We start from the raw sequence: 17181 nt of genomic DNA on the forward strand, positions 1-17181 counted from the left end.
GAAAATGAAAAAGTCTCTCTTAATATTATTATTTATTTGCTTTACCGCTGCTTATTTAAGTGCTAAAGTTGTAAATCCGGCAGATACTTCAAAACAATACAGTATTAAACTGGCCAATACCGATTTAAAAAACGGAACTGTTAAGTTTTTGCTCCGCGGTGGTATTGTATCTACTTATATTAAAGGGCAGGAAGTATTTGAAAAGAAATATGGCATTGCTTACCGCGATTTTGGATGTGTAATGCCCTTAAATATTTCGATCGAAGATTATAATAAGGTAGTGGCTTCTTTTATGGATAAGAAATATGGAAAGGGTTGGAGAAAAGAAGTGAGAAGGGATGTGCAGGGAATATGATGATGGAAAATGTGAGATGGATGATGGGGAAGCTTTCTATTAATGCTCTTGGTTTTTAGGGAGATGTAGGGTTAGGTAAATTGAAACGGTTTGGGCAATGCTCGGGCCGTTTTTTATGTTATCTGATTTAAATAGTTGCGTCATTTCGACTGAAGCTAGCCGGTGTAAGCATCTGTTATTATTTATCATGGTATGCTTGCTTGTTTCACAGGTTTCACCGGTAGCGAAATGCCTGCCCGTACAGGCAGGGAGAAATCTATCTCGATAGATCTCTCGACTGCGTTGCACTTCGCTCGAGATGACGGCACTGTAAAGACACTTCGCTTACTCCGTGGTCCGTGTCTCCACAGACCACTTGCAAAACTTGCATCATTAGTTTTGACGATGTTCTGTGAGGACACAGACCGTGGATGTTAGGGTTAGGTAAATTGAAACGGTTTGGGGGAGCCCGGGCCGTTTTTTATATTATCTGATTTAAATAGTTGCGTCATTTCGACTGAAGCTAGCAGGTTTCACCGGTAGCGAAATGCCTGCCCGTACAGGCGGGGAGAAATCTATCTCGATAGATCTCTCGACTGCGTTGCACTTCGTTCGAGATGACGGCACTGTAAAAACACTTCGTTTACTCCGTGGTCTGTGTCCTCACAGATCACTTGCAAAAACTTGCATCATTAGTTTTGACGATGTTCTTTGAGGACACAGACCGTGGATGTTGGGGTTAGGTAAATTGAAACGGTTTAGGCGGAGCCCGGGCCGTTTTTTATGTTATCTGATTTAAATAGTTGCGTCATTTCGACTGAAGCTAGCCGGTGTAAGCATCTGTTATTATTTATCATGGTATGCTTGCTTGTTTCACAGGTTTCACCGGTAGCGAAATGCCTGCCCGTACAGGCGGGGAGAAATCTATCTCGATAGATCTCTCGACTGCGTGCACTTCGTTCGAGATGACGGTACTGTAAAGACACTTCGTTTACTCCGTGGTCTGTGTCCTCACAGATCACTTGCAAAAACTTGCATCATTAGTTTTGACGATGTTCTGTGAGGACACAGACCGTGGATGTTGGGGTTAGGTAAATTGAAACGGTTTAGGCGGAGCCCTGGCCGTTTTTTATGTTATCTGATTTAAATAGTTGCGTCATTCCGAGGCGGGGAGAAATTTATCTCGATAGATCTCTCGACTGCGTTGCACTTCGTTCGAGATGACGGCACTGTAAAGATACTTCGCTTGAGATAGAGGTCTGTAAACAAAAAATGGATGATGGTTTTTACTCCATCATCCATTTTACATCATCCATCAACCTTATCCCTTATTCTCAATCCACTTGCGTGCATTTACAAAAGCTTCCATCCATGGGGAAACTTCGTCTTTACGACCCTGGGGATAATTTGCCCAGTGCCATTGGAACAGTGAGCGCTCAATGTGCGGCATCATTACCAGGTGACGGCCGGTTTCATCACACATCATTGCGGTGTTGTAATCAGAGCCATTCGGACTTGCCGGATAGCTTTCGTAAGCATATTTTGCTACGATTTTATATTGATCTTCTGCGTATGGTAACGAGAATCTGCCTTCACCATGGGATACCCAAACGCCTAAAGTGCTTCCTGCCAGGGTTGATAACATGACCGAATTGTTTTCCTGTAAGGTTAAAGAAGTGAAAATACTTTCGTGTTTACCGCTTTTGTTGTGCAGCATTTTAGGTTTTTCTTCATGGTCTTTATTGATTAAGCCTAATTCTACAAATAACTGGCAACCGTTACAAACCCCAACCGATAAAGTATCAGGTCGGGCGAAAAATTTCTCTAAAGCCACCCTTGCTTTTTCGTTGTATAAAAATGCACCAGCCCAGCCTTTCGCTGATCCTAAAACATCGGAGTTAGAGAAACCGCCAACGGCTCCTATAAACTGGATATCTTCCAAAGTTTCCCTGCCGGTGATTAAATCGGTCATGTGTACATCTTTTACATCAAAACCTGCCAGATACATGGCATTGGCCAGTTCGCGCTCTGAGTTACTTCCTTTTTCGCGGATAATGGCGGCTTTCGGACGTGGTTTAGTTGCGTCGATTACCGGTTTTTTGCCATCAAATTGTGTTGGGAAAGTATAGTTTAAAACCTGGTTTTTGTAATTATCGTAACGTTCTTTAGCTAAACCATTACCGGTTTGTTTGCTATCTAACAGGTACGAAGTTTTGAACCAAACATCACGTAAATGATCAATATCAAAGCTAAAGTTATCTGCAGCATTTTTAACTTCCAATTTAGCTGTTTGGTTTACTTCACCGATTTTATGGAAAGTTACGCCTGCCTGAGCAAAAGTTTCTTCAACCGAAGCGTCAGCCTGGAAAACGATACCAATATTCTCTGCAAATAATACTTTAATGCTATCAGCTTCTGCCAATGAAGATAAATCGATCGAAGCACCTAAATCACGGTCAGCAAAACACATTTCCAATAAAGTAGTAATTAAACCACCGCTACCAATATCGTGACCAGCCTGGATTTTATCGTTCTTAATTAATTGCTGAAGCGTATTGAACGCCGTTTTAAATTGACCGGCAGCTTTAATGTCAGGAGTTTCTGTGCCGATTTTGTTTAAAATCTGCGCAAAAGATGAACCACCTAATTTGTAACCGTCGTTAGAAAGATTGATGTAATAAATTGATCCGCCATTTTTCTGCAATACCGGTTCTACTACTTTGGTAATGTCATCACAGTTAGCACCTGCAGAAATAATTACAGTACCTGGTGCAATCACATCGCCATCTTTGTATTTCTGTTTCATCGACAACGAATCTTTTCCGGTTGGGATATTGATTCCTAAATCGATGGCGAAATCAGAACAGGCTTTTACAGCTGCATATAAACGTGCATCTTCGCCTTCGTTTTTACAGGCCCACATCCAGTTGGCAGAAAGCGAAACACTTTTTAAACCATCTTTTAAAGGTGCCCAAACAATATTCGAAAGTGATTCGGCAATGGCATTTCGGCTACCTGCTGCGGGATCGATTAGGGCAGAAAGCGGCGCATGACCAACCGAAGTGGCAATACCTTCTTTACCCTGGAAATCTAAAGCCATTACACCACAATTGTTTAACGGTAGTTGTAATGGACCAGCACATTGTTGTTTGGCCACACGGCCACCCACGCAACGGTCTACTTTATTGGTTAACCAATCTTTAGCTGCAACTGCCTCCAATTGAAGCACCTGCTCTAAATAGGTGTTTAATTCGTTATTGTTATAAGTAACAGCTTCGTAATTGCGATCGATTGTCTGATCTTCCATTACGATTTTTGGAGAACTGCCAAACATGGCGGCCAGTTCTAAATCCATCGGTTTTAAACCGGTTGTTGCCGATTTAAAGGTAAAATGGTGATCGCCGGTTACTTTACCAACGGTGTACATTGGCGAACGTTCGCGATCGGCTATTTTTTGAAGAGTTTCGATATGTTCGTTACCGATTACCAATCCCATTCTTTCCTGCGATTCGTTACCGATAATTTCTTTGGCCGAAAGGGTAGGGTCGCCAACCGGCAATTTATCTAAGTCGATTAAACCACCGGTTTCTTCAACCAGTTCTGATAAACAGTTTAAGTGACCGCCTGCACCGTGATCGTGGATCGATATAATCGAATTATGATCGCTTTCTACCATGCCGCGCACCGCATTTGCCGCACGTTTCTGCATTTCAGGGTTTGAGCGCTGGATGGCATTTAATTCAATTCCACTGCCATGCTGACCGGTATCTGCAGATGAAACTGCTGCACCTCCCATCCCAATTCTATAATTTTCGCCACCTAAAATAACAATGTTATCGCCTTCCTGTGGTTTAAGTTTTTGTGCCTGGCTGGCTTTACCGTAACCGATACCACCGGCAAGCATAATTACTTTGTCAAAACCTAATTTTCTGCTGTCTTCTTCATGTTCGAATGTTAAAACCGAACCTGTAATCAGCGGTTGCCCGAATTTATTTCCAAAATCTGTAGCGCCATTTGATGCTTTGATCAGGATATCCATCGGGGTTTGGTACAACCATTGTCTTTCTTCAACACCTTGTTCCCAAGGGCGGTTATCCTCCAGACGTGAAAGGGCTGTCATGTAAACAGCTGTTCCGGCCAAAGGCAATGAACCTTGTCCGCCGGCTAAACGGTCTCTGATTTCACCTCCCGAACCTGTAGCCGCACCATTAAAAGGCTCTACGGTGGTTGGGAAATTATGGGTTTCTGCTTTAAGTGAAATTACCGATTCGAAATCGCTTGTGGTATAGTAATCAGGCTCATCGGCACGTTTTGGAGCAAATTGCTGCACTTTCGGACCTTTTATAAAAGCTACGTTGTCTTTGTAGGCCGAAACAATATCGTTAGGGTTTTCTTCTGAGGTTTTACGGATCAGCTTAAATAAAGAAGTAGGCTGCTCAACACCATCAATTACGAATTTGCCATTGAAAATTTTGTGACGGCAGTGTTCAGAATTTACCTGTGAGAAACCAAAAACTTCAGAATCAGTTAATGGTCTTTCCAGTTTCTGCGCCAATGAGTTTAAATACTCAACTTCTTCATCGCTTAAGGAAAGTCCTTCCTGTTTGTTATAAGCTGCAATATCAGTGATTTCTAAAATCGGTTCGGGTTTGATGTTGATGGTATAAACCTCCTGATTCAGTTTGTTGTATTTTTGAGAAAGCATCGGATCATAATCTGAAAAATCCTCGTCAACCTGCTTAAATTCTTCAATCCTGATGATTCCCTGCATGTCCATGTTCTGGGTAATCTCTACTGCGTTGGTGCTCCAGGGAGTAATCATTGCTGCTCTTGGTCCAACGAAAAAGCCAGTTAGGGCTGTTTCCTGCGAGATTTTGGCGCCGCCAAATAACCATTCGAGTTTAGTAATATCAGTGGTAGAAAGCGCTTTGTCTGTTTGTAGAACAAAAATCGCCTGCGATTGACTAAGGAAGAAATGAATCATGCTTTTTTTTTGAAGTTGCAAAAATAGCGTTTTTAAATTTAATGACAGAATGAATCAGGGAATGAATGATAGAATTTTGAATGATAGAATGATTGAGTTTTGAATGAGAGAATGCTAAAAAGAATTTTGATTAACTAATAAGGATATTTTGCAACTTTGCTTTGTAATTCAATAATGCATTCTATCATTCATTCATTCTATCATTCATTCATTCTATCATTCATTCATTCTGTCATTCAATAATTTTGCCATTCAATCATTAATTTTTATGCTTCGTATCCACCACATTGCCATTATCTGTTCTGACTATGAAAAATCGAAAGATTTTTATGTAAATAAATTGGGTTTTACGGTTTTGGCCGAGGTTTACCGGACTGAAAGAAAATCGTATAAACTCGATCTGGCGGTGAATGGTGTGTATCAGATCGAACTTTTTTCCTTCGAAAACCCACCTGCAAGACCATCGCGACCAGAAGCACAGGGTTTGCGTCATCTGGCTTTTGAGGTTGAGGATATCGAGAAAGAAATTTCCAGATTAAACGAACAGGGAATTGTAACGGAGCCGATCCGCGTTGATGAATTTACTGATAAAAGGTTTACTTTTTTTGCCGATCCGGATGGTTTGCCTTTAGAATTGTACGAAATTTAAGATGAATATTTTTAAATTCAAACAGTTCGATGTCGATCAAACAGGCTGCGCCATGAAAATTAATACCGATGGCGTATTGCTTGGTGCAACCGTTTCGCATCCATCGCCAAAAAAGATTCTGGATATTGGCACAGGAACGGGTGTAATTGCTTTAATGCTGGCGCAACGTTTTCCTGATGCATTTATAGAAGCAGTAGAAATTGATCAACAAGCTGCTGAAACTGCGAGCAAAAACTTCCGGTTATCAGTTTTCAGTGAGCGCCTGAATATTAACCATGTTGCAATTGAACAATATAATACGAATGAAAAATTTGACCTGATTGTTTCCAATCCGCCCTTTTTTGTAAATGATTTAAAAAACGAAGAAATCAGAAAAGGCATCGCACGGCATGCAGATGAAGACTTTTTTAGTTCGTTGGTAGAAAAATCAAACTCGCTTTTGGCTGATGGAGGGCAGATCTGGTTAATTCTTCCAATAAAACAGGCCGATGAGGTGATTAATATCGCTTCTCCATATAATTTATCACTTGCCGAACGCGTTAATATTCATTCTGATGAAAATAAACCTACTTTCAGGCAGATCATCTGTTTAAAAAAAGGGGAAGTGCCTTTAAAAGAAAGTGATTTTAATATTTATGAATCTTTAAAGGAACATACGCAGGAGTATAAGATTTTACTTAAAGATTTTTTTCTGGCTTACTAAGGAAATAGTTTGAAGCATAAGCGTTTTCTGCTATATCATTTGTAATTTAGGCTACGAAACCAACTCACCAAAATTAAATGAAACGTAGTCTAAATGTGTTCTTGCTGTGCCTGATGGCATTATCTTCTCTTGCGCAATCTAAAAAACAAAAAACCGGCGATCCTTTGGCGGGGATTGATACTCTATTAAACCGCGTATTAAAAGATCAGCAGGTGGCCGGTTTTGCAGTGGCTGTGGTAAAAGGCGATCAGGTAATTTATAGCAAAGGCTTTGGCTACCGGGATCTGGAGAACAAAAAACCGGTTACGCCGAATACCCTTTTTGCTATCGGTTCGAGCACAAAATCATTTACATCAGCACTCATTGGTTTGCAACAAAAAGAAGGGAAATTATCATTTGATGGCATCGCGACCTCATATTTACCACAGTTAAAGTTTTACAACGATAACATGAACAGCCAGATTACCGTACGCGATATGATGTGCCACCGTACCGGTTTGTCGCGTTATGATTTATCGTGGTTCGTATTTAATACATCAAACCGCGATAGCATCATCCAAAGGGTTCGTTATATGGAGCCTACTGCTGCAGTGCGCGAGAAATGGCAGTACAACAACTTTATGTTTCTTGCGCAGGGGATGATTGTTGAAAAACTGACCGGAAAAACCTGGGAGCAGAATATTAAAGAAAAGTTTTTTGATCCTTTGGAGATGAACCGTTCAAATACCGATATTTTCAAATTTGAAAAAGATAGCGACGCTTCCTTACCTTATACCATAAACGATAAAGGCGCCATCGAAAAGATTGATTATTTTAATATTGACGGAATGGGCCCGGCCGGAAGCATTAATAGCAGTGTAAACGATATGACGCACTGGTTAAAAGTTTGGATTAACGGGGGATCTTATAAAGGAAAGGAAATTTTACCTGCTTCATACATCAGGGAAGCGGCAAGTTCGCAGATGGTAATGAACGGTGGTTTACCAGAAGAGGATGAAGACATTTATTTATCTACCTATGGTTTTGGCTGGATGATCAGCTCTTACCGTGGCCATTATATGGTAGAGCATGGCGGTAATATCAATGGTTTTTCGGCAAGTGTATCCTTTTTTCCTACAGATAAATTGGGTATAGTGGTTTTAACCAATCAAAACGGCTCACCTGTTCCGAAAATTGTATATAGCAGCATTGCCGACCGGATCCTGGAACTGGAAAATACCGATTGGAATAGTAGGGCGGTTAAAGCAAAAAATGAAGCCAGAGAAAGAGAAAAAGCCACCAAAAAAACGGCAGAGAATGCCCATGTTTTAAATACAAAACCTTCTCATCCTTTAAAAGATTATGATGGTTTATTTGATAACCCTGCTTATGGCGTAATCAATGTATCGTTCAAAAACGATTCGCTGTTTGCCATGATGGGTAAAGAAAAACTTTTGCTCAGGCATTACCATTACGATGTATTCAGCATTAGCGGGATAGATAAAAAAGGGAAAATTGATACAGCAGAAAGCGATTTACGTTTCAATTTTATCAGCGGACAGGATGGGAAAATTGAAGGGATCAGTATTCCTTTAGAACGTGGAATGAAACCTGCCATTTTTAATTACAAGCCAAGAACGGTTGAATTAAGTGCTGCAGAATTAGAAAATTATACCGGAAGCTATGGTGAAAAGGGGATGGCAAAAGTTTATTTAAAAGGTAAAGTTTTATTTGTCTCCGTACCCGGTCAGCCCGAATATGAAACCGTTTCAGTTGGAAACGATACTTTTAATTTTAAAAATTTAAAGGGTTTTAGTTTAAAATTCGAGAAGAAAGAAGGCGTTTCAAAACCTTTGTCTGTTTCTTTTATACAACCCAACGGGACATTTAAACAGGTAAGACAGCATTGATTTTTCCTTTGAAATGATGTTCTGTTCCAATGCTAATATCCTATAGATAAAATTAGGTACTTTCTTAGGATTTTAATGATTTTTCAGGTTAAAAAGATTGTTTTTTCTGAAACGTTAAACACGCAGAAAATAATTTGTTGCGATGTTTAATGTGGGAAACCGGATTGATATTACCTTTGATTCATGAAAAAAATAGGATTAATTTCTGATACGCATGGTTTTTTGGATGAAGCCGTTTTCAAACACTTTGATGAGGTAGATGAAATCTGGCATGCGGGTGATTTTGGTCCAGATGTAGCAGAACCCCTGGCCGCATTTAAACCCTTGCGGGGGGTATTCGGAAACATTGATGATGCAACCATCAGATCAGCCTTTCCTGAACAAAATCGATTTAGCTGCGAAGATGTTGATGTATGGATGACCCACATAGGCGGTTATCCCGGCAGGTATTCTAATTTTGTAAAACCAGAAATATACACTAACCCTCCAAAATTATTTATTACCGGGCACTCTCATATTTTGAAAGTAATGTTCGATGAAAAAATAAAATGTTTGCATATAAACCCCGGCGCAGCGGGAAAACACGGCTGGCACAAGGTGCGTACACTGATCAGGTTTTGCATTACTGACGAAAATATTCATACCTTAGAGGTTATAGAGTTATCGGGTAGATAATGTAAAATGTACACTAAGTATGGTTTGTGGCGTTAAAACACTAGGACAATTTATTATAGAAAAACAGGCAGATTTCCCTTATGCCAAAGGTGAGCTTTCCAGGCTGCTAAGAGACATTGGCATTGCCGCAAAAATTGTAAACCGCGAAATTAATAAGGCAGGTTTGGTTGATATTCTTGGCGACATGGGTACAACCAATATTCAGGGAGAAGAACAGAAAAAATTAGATGTTTATGCAGATAAGCAGTTTATTGCCGCATTAACCAGCGGTGGCGAATGCTGCATTGTGGCAACTGAAGAGGAAGACGAAATCATCCATATCGAATCTCCGGTTTCGCAGAATGCCAAATATATTGTTTGCATCGATCCTTTAGATGGTTCTTCAAACACCGATGTAAATGTTGCCGTGGGCACTATTTTCTCTATTTATCGCCGGAAATCGGTGGATGGCAGGGCAAGTATAGATGATGTATTGCAAAAGGGTACGCAGCAGGTTGCTGCGGGTTATATTATTTATGGTTCATCAACCATGCTGGTGTACACTACCGGAAAAGGGGTGAACGGGTTTACCCTCGATCCGTCAATAGGCGAATTCTGTTTATCGCATCCTCAAATGAAAATCCCTGAAGTAGGCTATTTGTATTCAGTAAACGAAGGGAATTACGTGCATTTTCCTGACGGTGTAAAAAAATACATCAAATATTGCCAGGTAGAAGATGAAGCAACAAAACGTCCTTACACTTCACGTTATATCGGCTCGATGGTGGGCGATATCCACCGGAATTTAATAAAGGGTGGTATTTATATCTATCCAACCACCGCACGCTCACCTAACGGAAAGCTAAGGTTGCTGTACGAATGTAACCCGATGGCTTTTATTATAGAGCAGGCCGGGGGCAAAGCCAGTACAGGTTTCGAGCGCATATTGGAAATCCAGCCGACCGAACTACATCAAAGGGTTCCGGTTTTTATCGGCTCCAGAAAAATGGTTGAGAAAGCAGAAGAAATGATGTTGCTTTACACTGCAAAATCGATCTCTGTTGATGAGAATATAGAAGCTAAACTTGAAGATTTAAATGTAATCGGCGGAATTGACTAAAAAAGGTTTGCCTTATTTCTTTCTGCTTCAAAAAAAGTATCTATCGCTAAATTTTGTTTGTCTTGCGAGGCAAAAACAGCTAAACGGTCGCAGCGCTCATTCTCCGGATGATCGTTGTGACCTTTAATCCAGATAAATTTTACCTTGTGCAGTTTGTATAGTTCGAGGAAACGCAACCAGAGGTCTTTGTTCTTTTTATCTTTAAAACCTTTTTTCACCCAGCCGAAAACCCATTTTTTTTCAACGGCATCAACCACATATTTCGAATCTGAATAAACGGTCACCTCCTGGTTCAAACTTTTTAATGCCTCTAATCCCTTTATTACAGCCAATAACTCCATGCGGTTGTTTGTAGTCATTCTAAAACCACCACTCAGTTCCTTGTAGTGTTGCCCTGCCCTTAAAATAGTACCCCAACCACCTGGTCCGGGGTTTCCGCTAGCTGCTCCGTCTGTATAAATTTCGATCATAAACGCTGTAAAGTTATGTTTTTAGCTTTAAAATCGCCTATTTTATCTGTTGCTGAAATTTTTTTTAAATTTCAAATAATTGAATGTTAAGGAATTAAAAATTTGTTGTAAAAAGTTTGAAAAAAATATTTGCGAGGAATATTAAAAGTCGTACTTTTGTGACATCAAAAAACACGGTGGCTGTAGCTCAGTTGGTTAGAGTATTGGTTTGTGGTGCCGAGGGTCGTGGGTTCGAGCCCCATCAGCCACCCCCAGTGGGACGAGGTCTTTTCAGAAGATTTTCGTCCCATTTTTTTGATTCTAACTCCTTGTTTTTCAGATAGATATGTTGAGCTATTTCGTTAACATTAGGTGTTCGATATCGGTCTCCATTGTATTCCATTTTTTCGGGAAATAAACAACTTATTAGGTATCGTTTACCTTCAACGCTGGAGTTTTCGTAAAATACGTCCAGATTCATCAAATTGTTAATAGCCCGCTCAGCTATCGGTTTTATGTTTAATTCAGCCTTATTTTTTGCATTAAGCTCTGATAATTTTGATTCTATTACGGCGATTTTTTCATTGCACTCAGCTTTGATAGCTCTGAAGTCGACCGCATCAATCTCGTTATCTAATAACAAATCTCTCGCTTTTTCGATCTTTCTATTGTAATCTCTGATTTGGGTCGAATAAGTTTTTCGCTCGTCTAAGATAGAGCCAACTTGATTTTGATATGCATCAGATATCGTTTGGGTAAAAATTTCATCATAACCCTTCCTAGGTAAGTACGCTAAGAGCTCCGTTATAAAGTCTTCATTAACTTTTTCAGACCTGTACCGGATTCCACAAGCGGATGTGCAGTGATAATAAGTAAAATGTTTGTTCTTTCCCTTTGACGAACTTCCACTCAAGGATCGGTGACACTTAGGGCACTTCAAGAATCCGCGCAAAACGAGTGACTCTGGTGTAGCAATGGGCTGACCAAATTCTTTCTTCCTTCCATTTAAAATATCTTGTACATTAAAGAACATTGTTTCGCTAATCAAAGCTTCGTGTAATCCCTGCGCTAGAAATGCATCTTCATTTTTATATTTTGGTACAATTACTTTTCCGCAATAAATTGGATTGCGGATGACGGTGTAAAAATTGTTTTTGCTGCAGTTTAAGCCCTTTGCTCTTGCTGTATGAAGTATTTGCTCTCCAGAATATATTCCGTCTGCCAGCTGCTCAAAAACCCATTTCATTAAAGATGCCTCGGGCTGTTTCAATGCAATGTATTTTTTTCCATTTTCAGCGGTTTTGTTGATATATCCTAGAGGCGCTTTACCCGTCCATCTTCCTTCTTTTTTTGCTTGTCTAATTCCTGCTTTGGTATTTAATCCCCTTCTGTCATTTTCTATCTCAGGCGTTGTGAGGTAAACCGCTAACATCATTTTATTCTCCGGTACATTCAGGTCTAATGGTTGCTCTATTGCCTGAGGGTCAACCCCCAATTTGTTGAGCATTGCAATGGTTTGATATGCATCACTGGTGTTGCGACTAAATCTATCCCACTTAGTAAATAATAGTAGATCTGTTTTTCCTTTGTGCTTTTTTAAGTGGATAAACAATTTATTCCATTCAGGACGGTTAAATGTTTTTGCAGAGTGATCTTCTACAACCACCTTTCGTATTTTGACGCCGTTGAGTTCGCAATATTTTTCGAGTACTTCTTGTTGACTTCTGAGTGAGTAGCCTTTTTCAGCTTGCTCATCTGTACTTACTCTTACATATAAATCAGCTATTTTCATTTCCTTTTTTCTTTTTTGTATGTCGGGTAAATCTTCTCCGACTAGCAGTTGAATTACGATCAGATAACCTCTTAATGGTCTCCTGAACAGATAAGTTACTTAATTTATAGATGAGTTCCAAAACCTTTTGAGCTTTTTCTATACTAATTACTGTATCGTGATTTTGAAGGATTTTGACCATTTTTTCTGCTGTAACTGATCTCTTTTCTCGAAACTTATAATAATCCATATCCTTGTATTTTTACAAGGTTCAGGGAAATATCTGCAATTGTTACGGTATCCCTTTCGTAATCCGTAACGATTCCAGAATTGATACGCCTAAGCAACTTCAAAAATAATTATCCTGTAATAAAGGGGTTCTCATTTATTTGCTATTATTTCGAAGGGTCGCAATTAACAATTAATTGTTTTTTCAGCAATCATTTTTTTAACCTGCAGAGCTATCGTCGAGCTGCTATTTATCGTTCAAAGGTCTGTAAACGGCTTCGCCGCCCTCGAGCGATAAGCGGTCACAGAAATTATTGCAGCAGTAAAATAAATGTATTTTTATGGAAACACTATAACTCTGCTAATGAAACTACAGTAATCCAATATATAGAAAACTATAATGAAACTGTAAGTAAAATGCTCGGGCACAAGAACATCAAAACCACACAACATTATGCAAAAATTATGGATAGGAAAGTGGATGAGGATATGGCCAGAAGCAAAAGTTGCAATTACTACTTACAATTATACACTTACAAAATAACAGGTGGTCCATAATGATACTGGTCGAACAATGAACCATGGAATTTTAAGCGTGCTATAGCTTGTCAAACGGATAGAATGCTTTCCAATCCCACTTACCGCCAAGATATCTCCACAGGTCCATGCCAAGAATGTCCATGGTAAATGGTTCGAAATCCTTCAAAAGCATAGCCATAGTATCTCGTGCAGTCTGCGGGCTTACTTTGTTCTGTACCGTTATGTGTGGACGATAGCCCTGAAGGTCCTGTGGTATCAGCACATGATGAAAATGTTTTTTAATCGTGGTGTGTAGTGCATTTAACTGTTCGCTCTCCACGGCGTAGGCAACACCATTTCCCAAAAAAAACAAACGCGTTACTTCCGCAGCAAAGACTTCTGATCTGATAGTCTCCATATAAGATAAAGTGTCAGGCTCATATGGCAGTTGATGAAACAACATAAGGTGAGCAGGTACTTGGTTCCTTCCAACAGGGAAATAGGCATTTCGCATCGATTCGAAGAAGTTCTGGGCCTGATCATCAAGCCTTGAGGTGAGTATATACGGCATCATCTCGACCTCCTGCATTTTTCGCTGCAGTATTTTACTTCGTCCCAGTTCTCTTTCCATTTCTTTCGCCAGGAGAAAAACCTTTGGCAGGTGGGACAAATTTTCTCCGGCAGATCACCCTTTTTTACTGCTTTCATATCTGGTTAACAGATAGGAGCCTGGATTGTTGTTGGCATATCCAGGCGATTTCCTTATTAGGTGTGAAGTGGCTTTTTATTAACATAGCTAAAGTAGGATCTTAAATCGATGACTCGTTGAGATATTAACGGACTAAAAATTCATAAGTATGCCGGAATGGTTCACATGGCGCATAAAGATACGATCAGTTTAATAAGAAACGGATTTGAGCCAAGCTTCGGGATCAAAAAATGCAAACAGTAAGATTCAGTTGCACATGTTTGAAAAATTCCAACATATAAACATTGTTAACCAAGTAAATGTCAACTTAGCTTCTTTATCACCATGGCTGTATATTTCGGTGAAAGTGACCCCTCTATTTCGGGCCAAACTGGCCACCAATTTGATTACCGGATGATGCGCATCTAGTTCCTTTCCCTCTGAACAAATATACACTTCGGATCCAAATCCATTTTCCTCAAGACTTTTCGGTTTAATCCGTCTCCCTGCCCGATTTACCCTCAATTTAGATCATTCTAAAGATCAAAAGCAATTACGGAGGCACTTTAGCGCTATAAAACGCTGTGATCTCCTCAAAAATAGCAAATCGACCCTAGTTCACCCTGAATTGCTGATATGCTCCCAGAAGCGATTATTTTACGCAGAAACGAAAAGATTATTCTCAAAAGTAAGTCGTGAAAAAAGTTGATCGAAAGATCAGAGTGGCCAGTTTGCCCCGGAACAGGTGGTCACTTTAAAGCGAAATGGGGCGACAGCTTAAATGCGGAACAGGCGGCCATTTTCACCGAAATGCCCACTTTGGAACGTGAAACAGCCAGACCTTTCATGACGGGCTGATTAAATACTTCTAATGTTGGATTGACTGAACAAATAGCCTGTTTTTAATGTTCAGATTATAGGATAACGCTAGAATTGTCCAGCAGATCAAGATAATGGGCTAGATATGATCTGGAATTAACCGGCCCCAAATGAAAAACATATGATTGAACAAAATCAAAAACCTTTGGAAAATCCGACAGAAAAATATCCGAGACCGCCGTTTGCAAAACAGCCACAGGAAGTACCGGGACTGGCCTCAAAAATGGACCCGATCCCCGATCATGGTGAAGAAAGCTATAAGGGGAGTGGGAGACTTTTAGGGCGGAAAGCATTGATTACAGGCGGTGATTCCGGAATTGGACGCGCGACCGCAATTGCTTATGCAAGGGAAGGTGCTGATGTGGTGATCAACTACCTTCCCCAGGAACAGTCGGATGCAGATGAAGTGCTTGCCTGCATCACTGCAGCAGGGAGAAAGGGATTTGGTATCCCTGGCGATATTACCATTGAATCATTTTGTGAATCGCTGGTCAAACAGGCTGTAGAAAAACTTGGCGGGATTGATATCCTGGTAAACAATGCCGGTCACCAGCAAGCGGTAGATTCTCTTCTTGATATTAGTACTGCGGATTTTGATACAACGATGAAAACCAATGTTTACGCGCCGTTCTGGATTACCAAAGCGGCCCTTCCTATTTTGCCTGAAGGAGCGGTGATTATCTCTACCAGCTCAGTCCAGGCATATGATCCTTCTGAAAACCTGTTTGATTATTCACAGACGAAAGCAGCAAATGTTGCCTTTGTAAAATCATTGGCCAAACAATTGGGTCCCAAAGGGATCAGGGTAAACGGTGTAGCTCCTGGCCCGGTATGGACTCCCTTACAGACCAGTGGCGGGCAGCCGCAGGAGGCTATTGTAAAGTTTGGTGAAGCAACACCTCTTGGCCGCCCTGGCCAGCCCGCAGAACTTGCATCTATCTATGTTCAGCTGGCAGATAACAATGCAAGTTATGCCACCGGACAGATTTATGGTTCTGCAGGAGGCAATGGTCATCCTTAATCATTCAACTCTTATTAAAGCTTCTTCAGTTAGAAGAAGTTTTAATAGATTTATCCAATTCATTGGACCAGGATAGACCTCGCCGCAGGGTCCAACGGACTAAATTAACGGAAAGAGATGCATTCCGGGACCCTTAGAGCAAACAAAATTTACAATGGGGCTGTTGGTAGCTGTATGCCTTGGATTGAATTTGCTTTTGGTTAAAAGTTAAAGCTACCAGCTCCAATAGGGAAATCATTTAAAGCGGAGACAGGTAAGGGTTTCATTTGAATCTTTTAGGGACGACTTTTTTTTTTCTTTTGCGTATCCTTATGATAATAACCTACACAATGTCCTTGAATCTGGACCCGCTTTACAAATAGCAATATAATACACTGGGTTAAGAATCTATAAGACATTAACCATTATACGAGTCTTGATGCCTTATGGAAAAAATGCGCTTTGGACTGGAGGCCCCGGAAGCACTAATCACTTATGGTTGTCTTGGAGAACCCATGATCAATTGACCCTGGGCTGCCAGAAATAAATTTTTTATAAAATTTTTTTATCCATTAATCAATAATGTAATGAAGAGGGGGCAAATTGGTTATTTTACCCAGTGCTACCCCATTTCCTCTCATTCACGAATTTCGGCCGCGATTCCCAGTGTTCTGTTTGCATTTATTATTTCCCCGAAAGTTTCTAACCTACTTTGCCACACGGTTAAGAAGAGATCAATATCACGCCGAGGAAATGTTGGCAGAATGTTTTGTTAAATAATGGAATGGAAAAAGGGCAATTACAAATGAGAACGGAAATCATTAAATTAATTTGCAAATGATAAATAAAGGCTTAAATTTGTACTGTAATAAAAATTAACACAGTATGAATAATGCACAATTTGCTACTGCGGTACATATTATGACCATGTTGGCCAGAACAGGTGATAGTTTATCTTCTGCTTACATCGCCGGAAGCATCAATATTAATTCTTCTATGGTGAGAATTTCCCTTAGCGTGCTCAGCGCCAACGGATTGATAAAGAGCAAAGAGGGAAAGGGTGGAGGAAACATCCTGGCTAAAGCAGCCGATAAGATTGTGCTCTCCGATATTTACACTGCTGTAAATAATGCTTATTTATTGGGAAAACTTAACAGTCCTAACCCCGAATGTAATACAGGAAAACAGATTAATGATCACCTAACCCATCTGTATAGAGAGGTAGACCGTTCTATGGTCAAGAGCCTGAGTACCATAAGCCTCGCTGATTTTTGTAGCAAATTCAAATAATTTCTTTATTGGAAATATTAAGAT

14 protein-coding genes and 1 tRNA gene are annotated in these 17181 nt (G+C 40.2%); 10 read left to right on the forward strand and 5 right to left on the reverse strand.

Annotated features, from left to right (window positions below):
• Nucleotides 1-4: 4 nt before the first annotated feature.
• Nucleotides 5-355, forward strand: a complete 351-nt coding sequence (locus ABD769_RS05430) for an FEKKY domain-containing protein (protein ID WP_344850045.1) — start codon at nt 5-7, stop codon at nt 353-355.
• A 1300-nt stretch (nt 356-1655) separates the two neighbouring features.
• Here ABD769_RS05430 and purL read toward each other — a convergent pair.
• Nucleotides 1656-5318, reverse strand: coding sequence for a phosphoribosylformylglycinamidine synthase (gene purL / locus ABD769_RS05435; RefSeq protein WP_344850046.1), 3663 nt, complete (start codon nt 5316-5318; stop codon nt 1656-1658).
• 268 nt (nt 5319-5586) lie between these two features.
• Here purL and gloA2 point away from each other — a divergent pair, with 268 nt between their 5' ends.
• The 5 genes from gloA2 to fbp all read left to right on the forward strand — a co-directional run bounded on the left by gloA2 (nt 5587) and on the right by fbp (nt 10333).
• Nucleotides 5587-5967, forward strand: coding sequence for an SMU1112c/YaeR family gloxylase I-like metalloprotein (gene gloA2 / locus ABD769_RS05440; RefSeq protein ID WP_344850047.1), 381 nt, complete (start codon nt 5587-5589; stop codon nt 5965-5967).
• 1 nt (nt 5968) lies between these two features.
• Entirely contained in the window at nt 5969-6670 is a 702-nt protein-coding gene (locus ABD769_RS05445) for a tRNA1(Val) (adenine(37)-N6)-methyltransferase (protein ID WP_344850048.1), read from the forward strand.
• Nucleotides 6671-6747: 77 nt separating this feature from the next.
• Nucleotides 6748-8559, forward strand: coding sequence for a serine hydrolase (locus ABD769_RS05450; RefSeq protein WP_344850049.1), 1812 nt, complete (start codon nt 6748-6750; stop codon nt 8557-8559).
• Between the two features lie 183 nt (nt 8560-8742).
• The gene (locus tag ABD769_RS05455; RefSeq protein WP_344850051.1) at nt 8743-9234 is read left to right on the forward strand and encodes a metallophosphoesterase family protein; all 492 of its coding nucleotides are present in this window, start codon (nt 8743-8745) and stop codon (nt 9232-9234) included.
• 19 nt (nt 9235-9253) lie between these two features.
• Entirely contained in the window at nt 9254-10333 is a 1080-nt protein-coding gene (gene fbp, locus ABD769_RS05460; protein ID WP_344850052.1) for a class 1 fructose-bisphosphatase, read from the forward strand.
• Here fbp and rnhA read toward each other — a convergent pair.
• Nucleotides 10330-10803: a ribonuclease HI gene (rnhA, locus tag ABD769_RS05465; RefSeq protein ID WP_344850054.1), complete on the reverse strand. Its 474-nt coding sequence runs from the start codon at nt 10801-10803 to the stop codon at nt 10330-10332. The genes fbp and rnhA overlap by 4 nt on opposite strands.
• Nucleotides 10804-10979: 176 nt before the next feature.
• Between rnhA and ABD769_RS05470 the strand changes: the two genes are divergently transcribed.
• Nucleotides 10980-11053 (forward strand) — tRNA-His (locus tag ABD769_RS05470).
• Here the strand turns inward: ABD769_RS05470 and ABD769_RS05475 are convergent.
• The 3 genes from ABD769_RS05475 to ABD769_RS05485 all read right to left on the reverse strand — a co-directional run bounded on the left by ABD769_RS05475 (nt 11045) and on the right by ABD769_RS05485 (nt 14008).
• Nucleotides 11045-12574, reverse strand: coding sequence for a recombinase family protein (locus ABD769_RS05475; RefSeq protein WP_344850056.1), 1530 nt, complete (start codon nt 12572-12574; stop codon nt 11045-11047). The genes ABD769_RS05470 and ABD769_RS05475 overlap by 9 nt on opposite strands.
• A gap of 805 nt (nt 12575-13379) precedes the next feature.
• Complete coding sequence (locus ABD769_RS05480; RefSeq protein ID WP_344850058.1) at nt 13380-13931, reverse strand: 2'-5' RNA ligase family protein; 552 nt, start codon at nt 13929-13931, stop codon at nt 13380-13382.
• Entirely contained in the window at nt 13871-14008 is a 138-nt protein-coding gene (locus ABD769_RS05485) for a DUF2256 domain-containing protein (RefSeq protein WP_344850060.1), read from the reverse strand. Before ABD769_RS05485 ends, ABD769_RS05480 begins: the two co-directional genes overlap by 61 nt.
• 685 nt (nt 14009-14693) lie before the next feature.
• On the opposite strand from ABD769_RS05485, the gene ABD769_RS05490 reads away from it, so the two are divergent.
• The 3 genes from ABD769_RS05490 to ABD769_RS05500 all read left to right on the forward strand — a co-directional run bounded on the left by ABD769_RS05490 (nt 14694) and on the right by ABD769_RS05500 (nt 17157).
• Nucleotides 14694-14846, forward strand: a complete 153-nt coding sequence (locus ABD769_RS05490; RefSeq protein ID WP_344850062.1) for a hypothetical protein — start codon at nt 14694-14696, stop codon at nt 14844-14846.
• Nucleotides 14847-14988: 142 nt separating this feature from the next.
• Nucleotides 14989-15888, forward strand: coding sequence for an SDR family oxidoreductase (locus ABD769_RS05495; protein ID WP_344850064.1), 900 nt, complete (start codon nt 14989-14991; stop codon nt 15886-15888).
• Between the two features lie 864 nt (nt 15889-16752).
• Entirely contained in the window at nt 16753-17157 is a 405-nt protein-coding gene (locus ABD769_RS05500; protein WP_344850066.1) for an Rrf2 family transcriptional regulator, read from the forward strand.
• Nucleotides 17158-17181 lie beyond the last annotated feature (24 nt).

The organism is Pedobacter jeongneungensis (assembly GCF_039538295.1).
Lineage (GTDB): Bacteria > Bacteroidota > Bacteroidia > Sphingobacteriales > Sphingobacteriaceae > Pedobacter > Pedobacter jeongneungensis.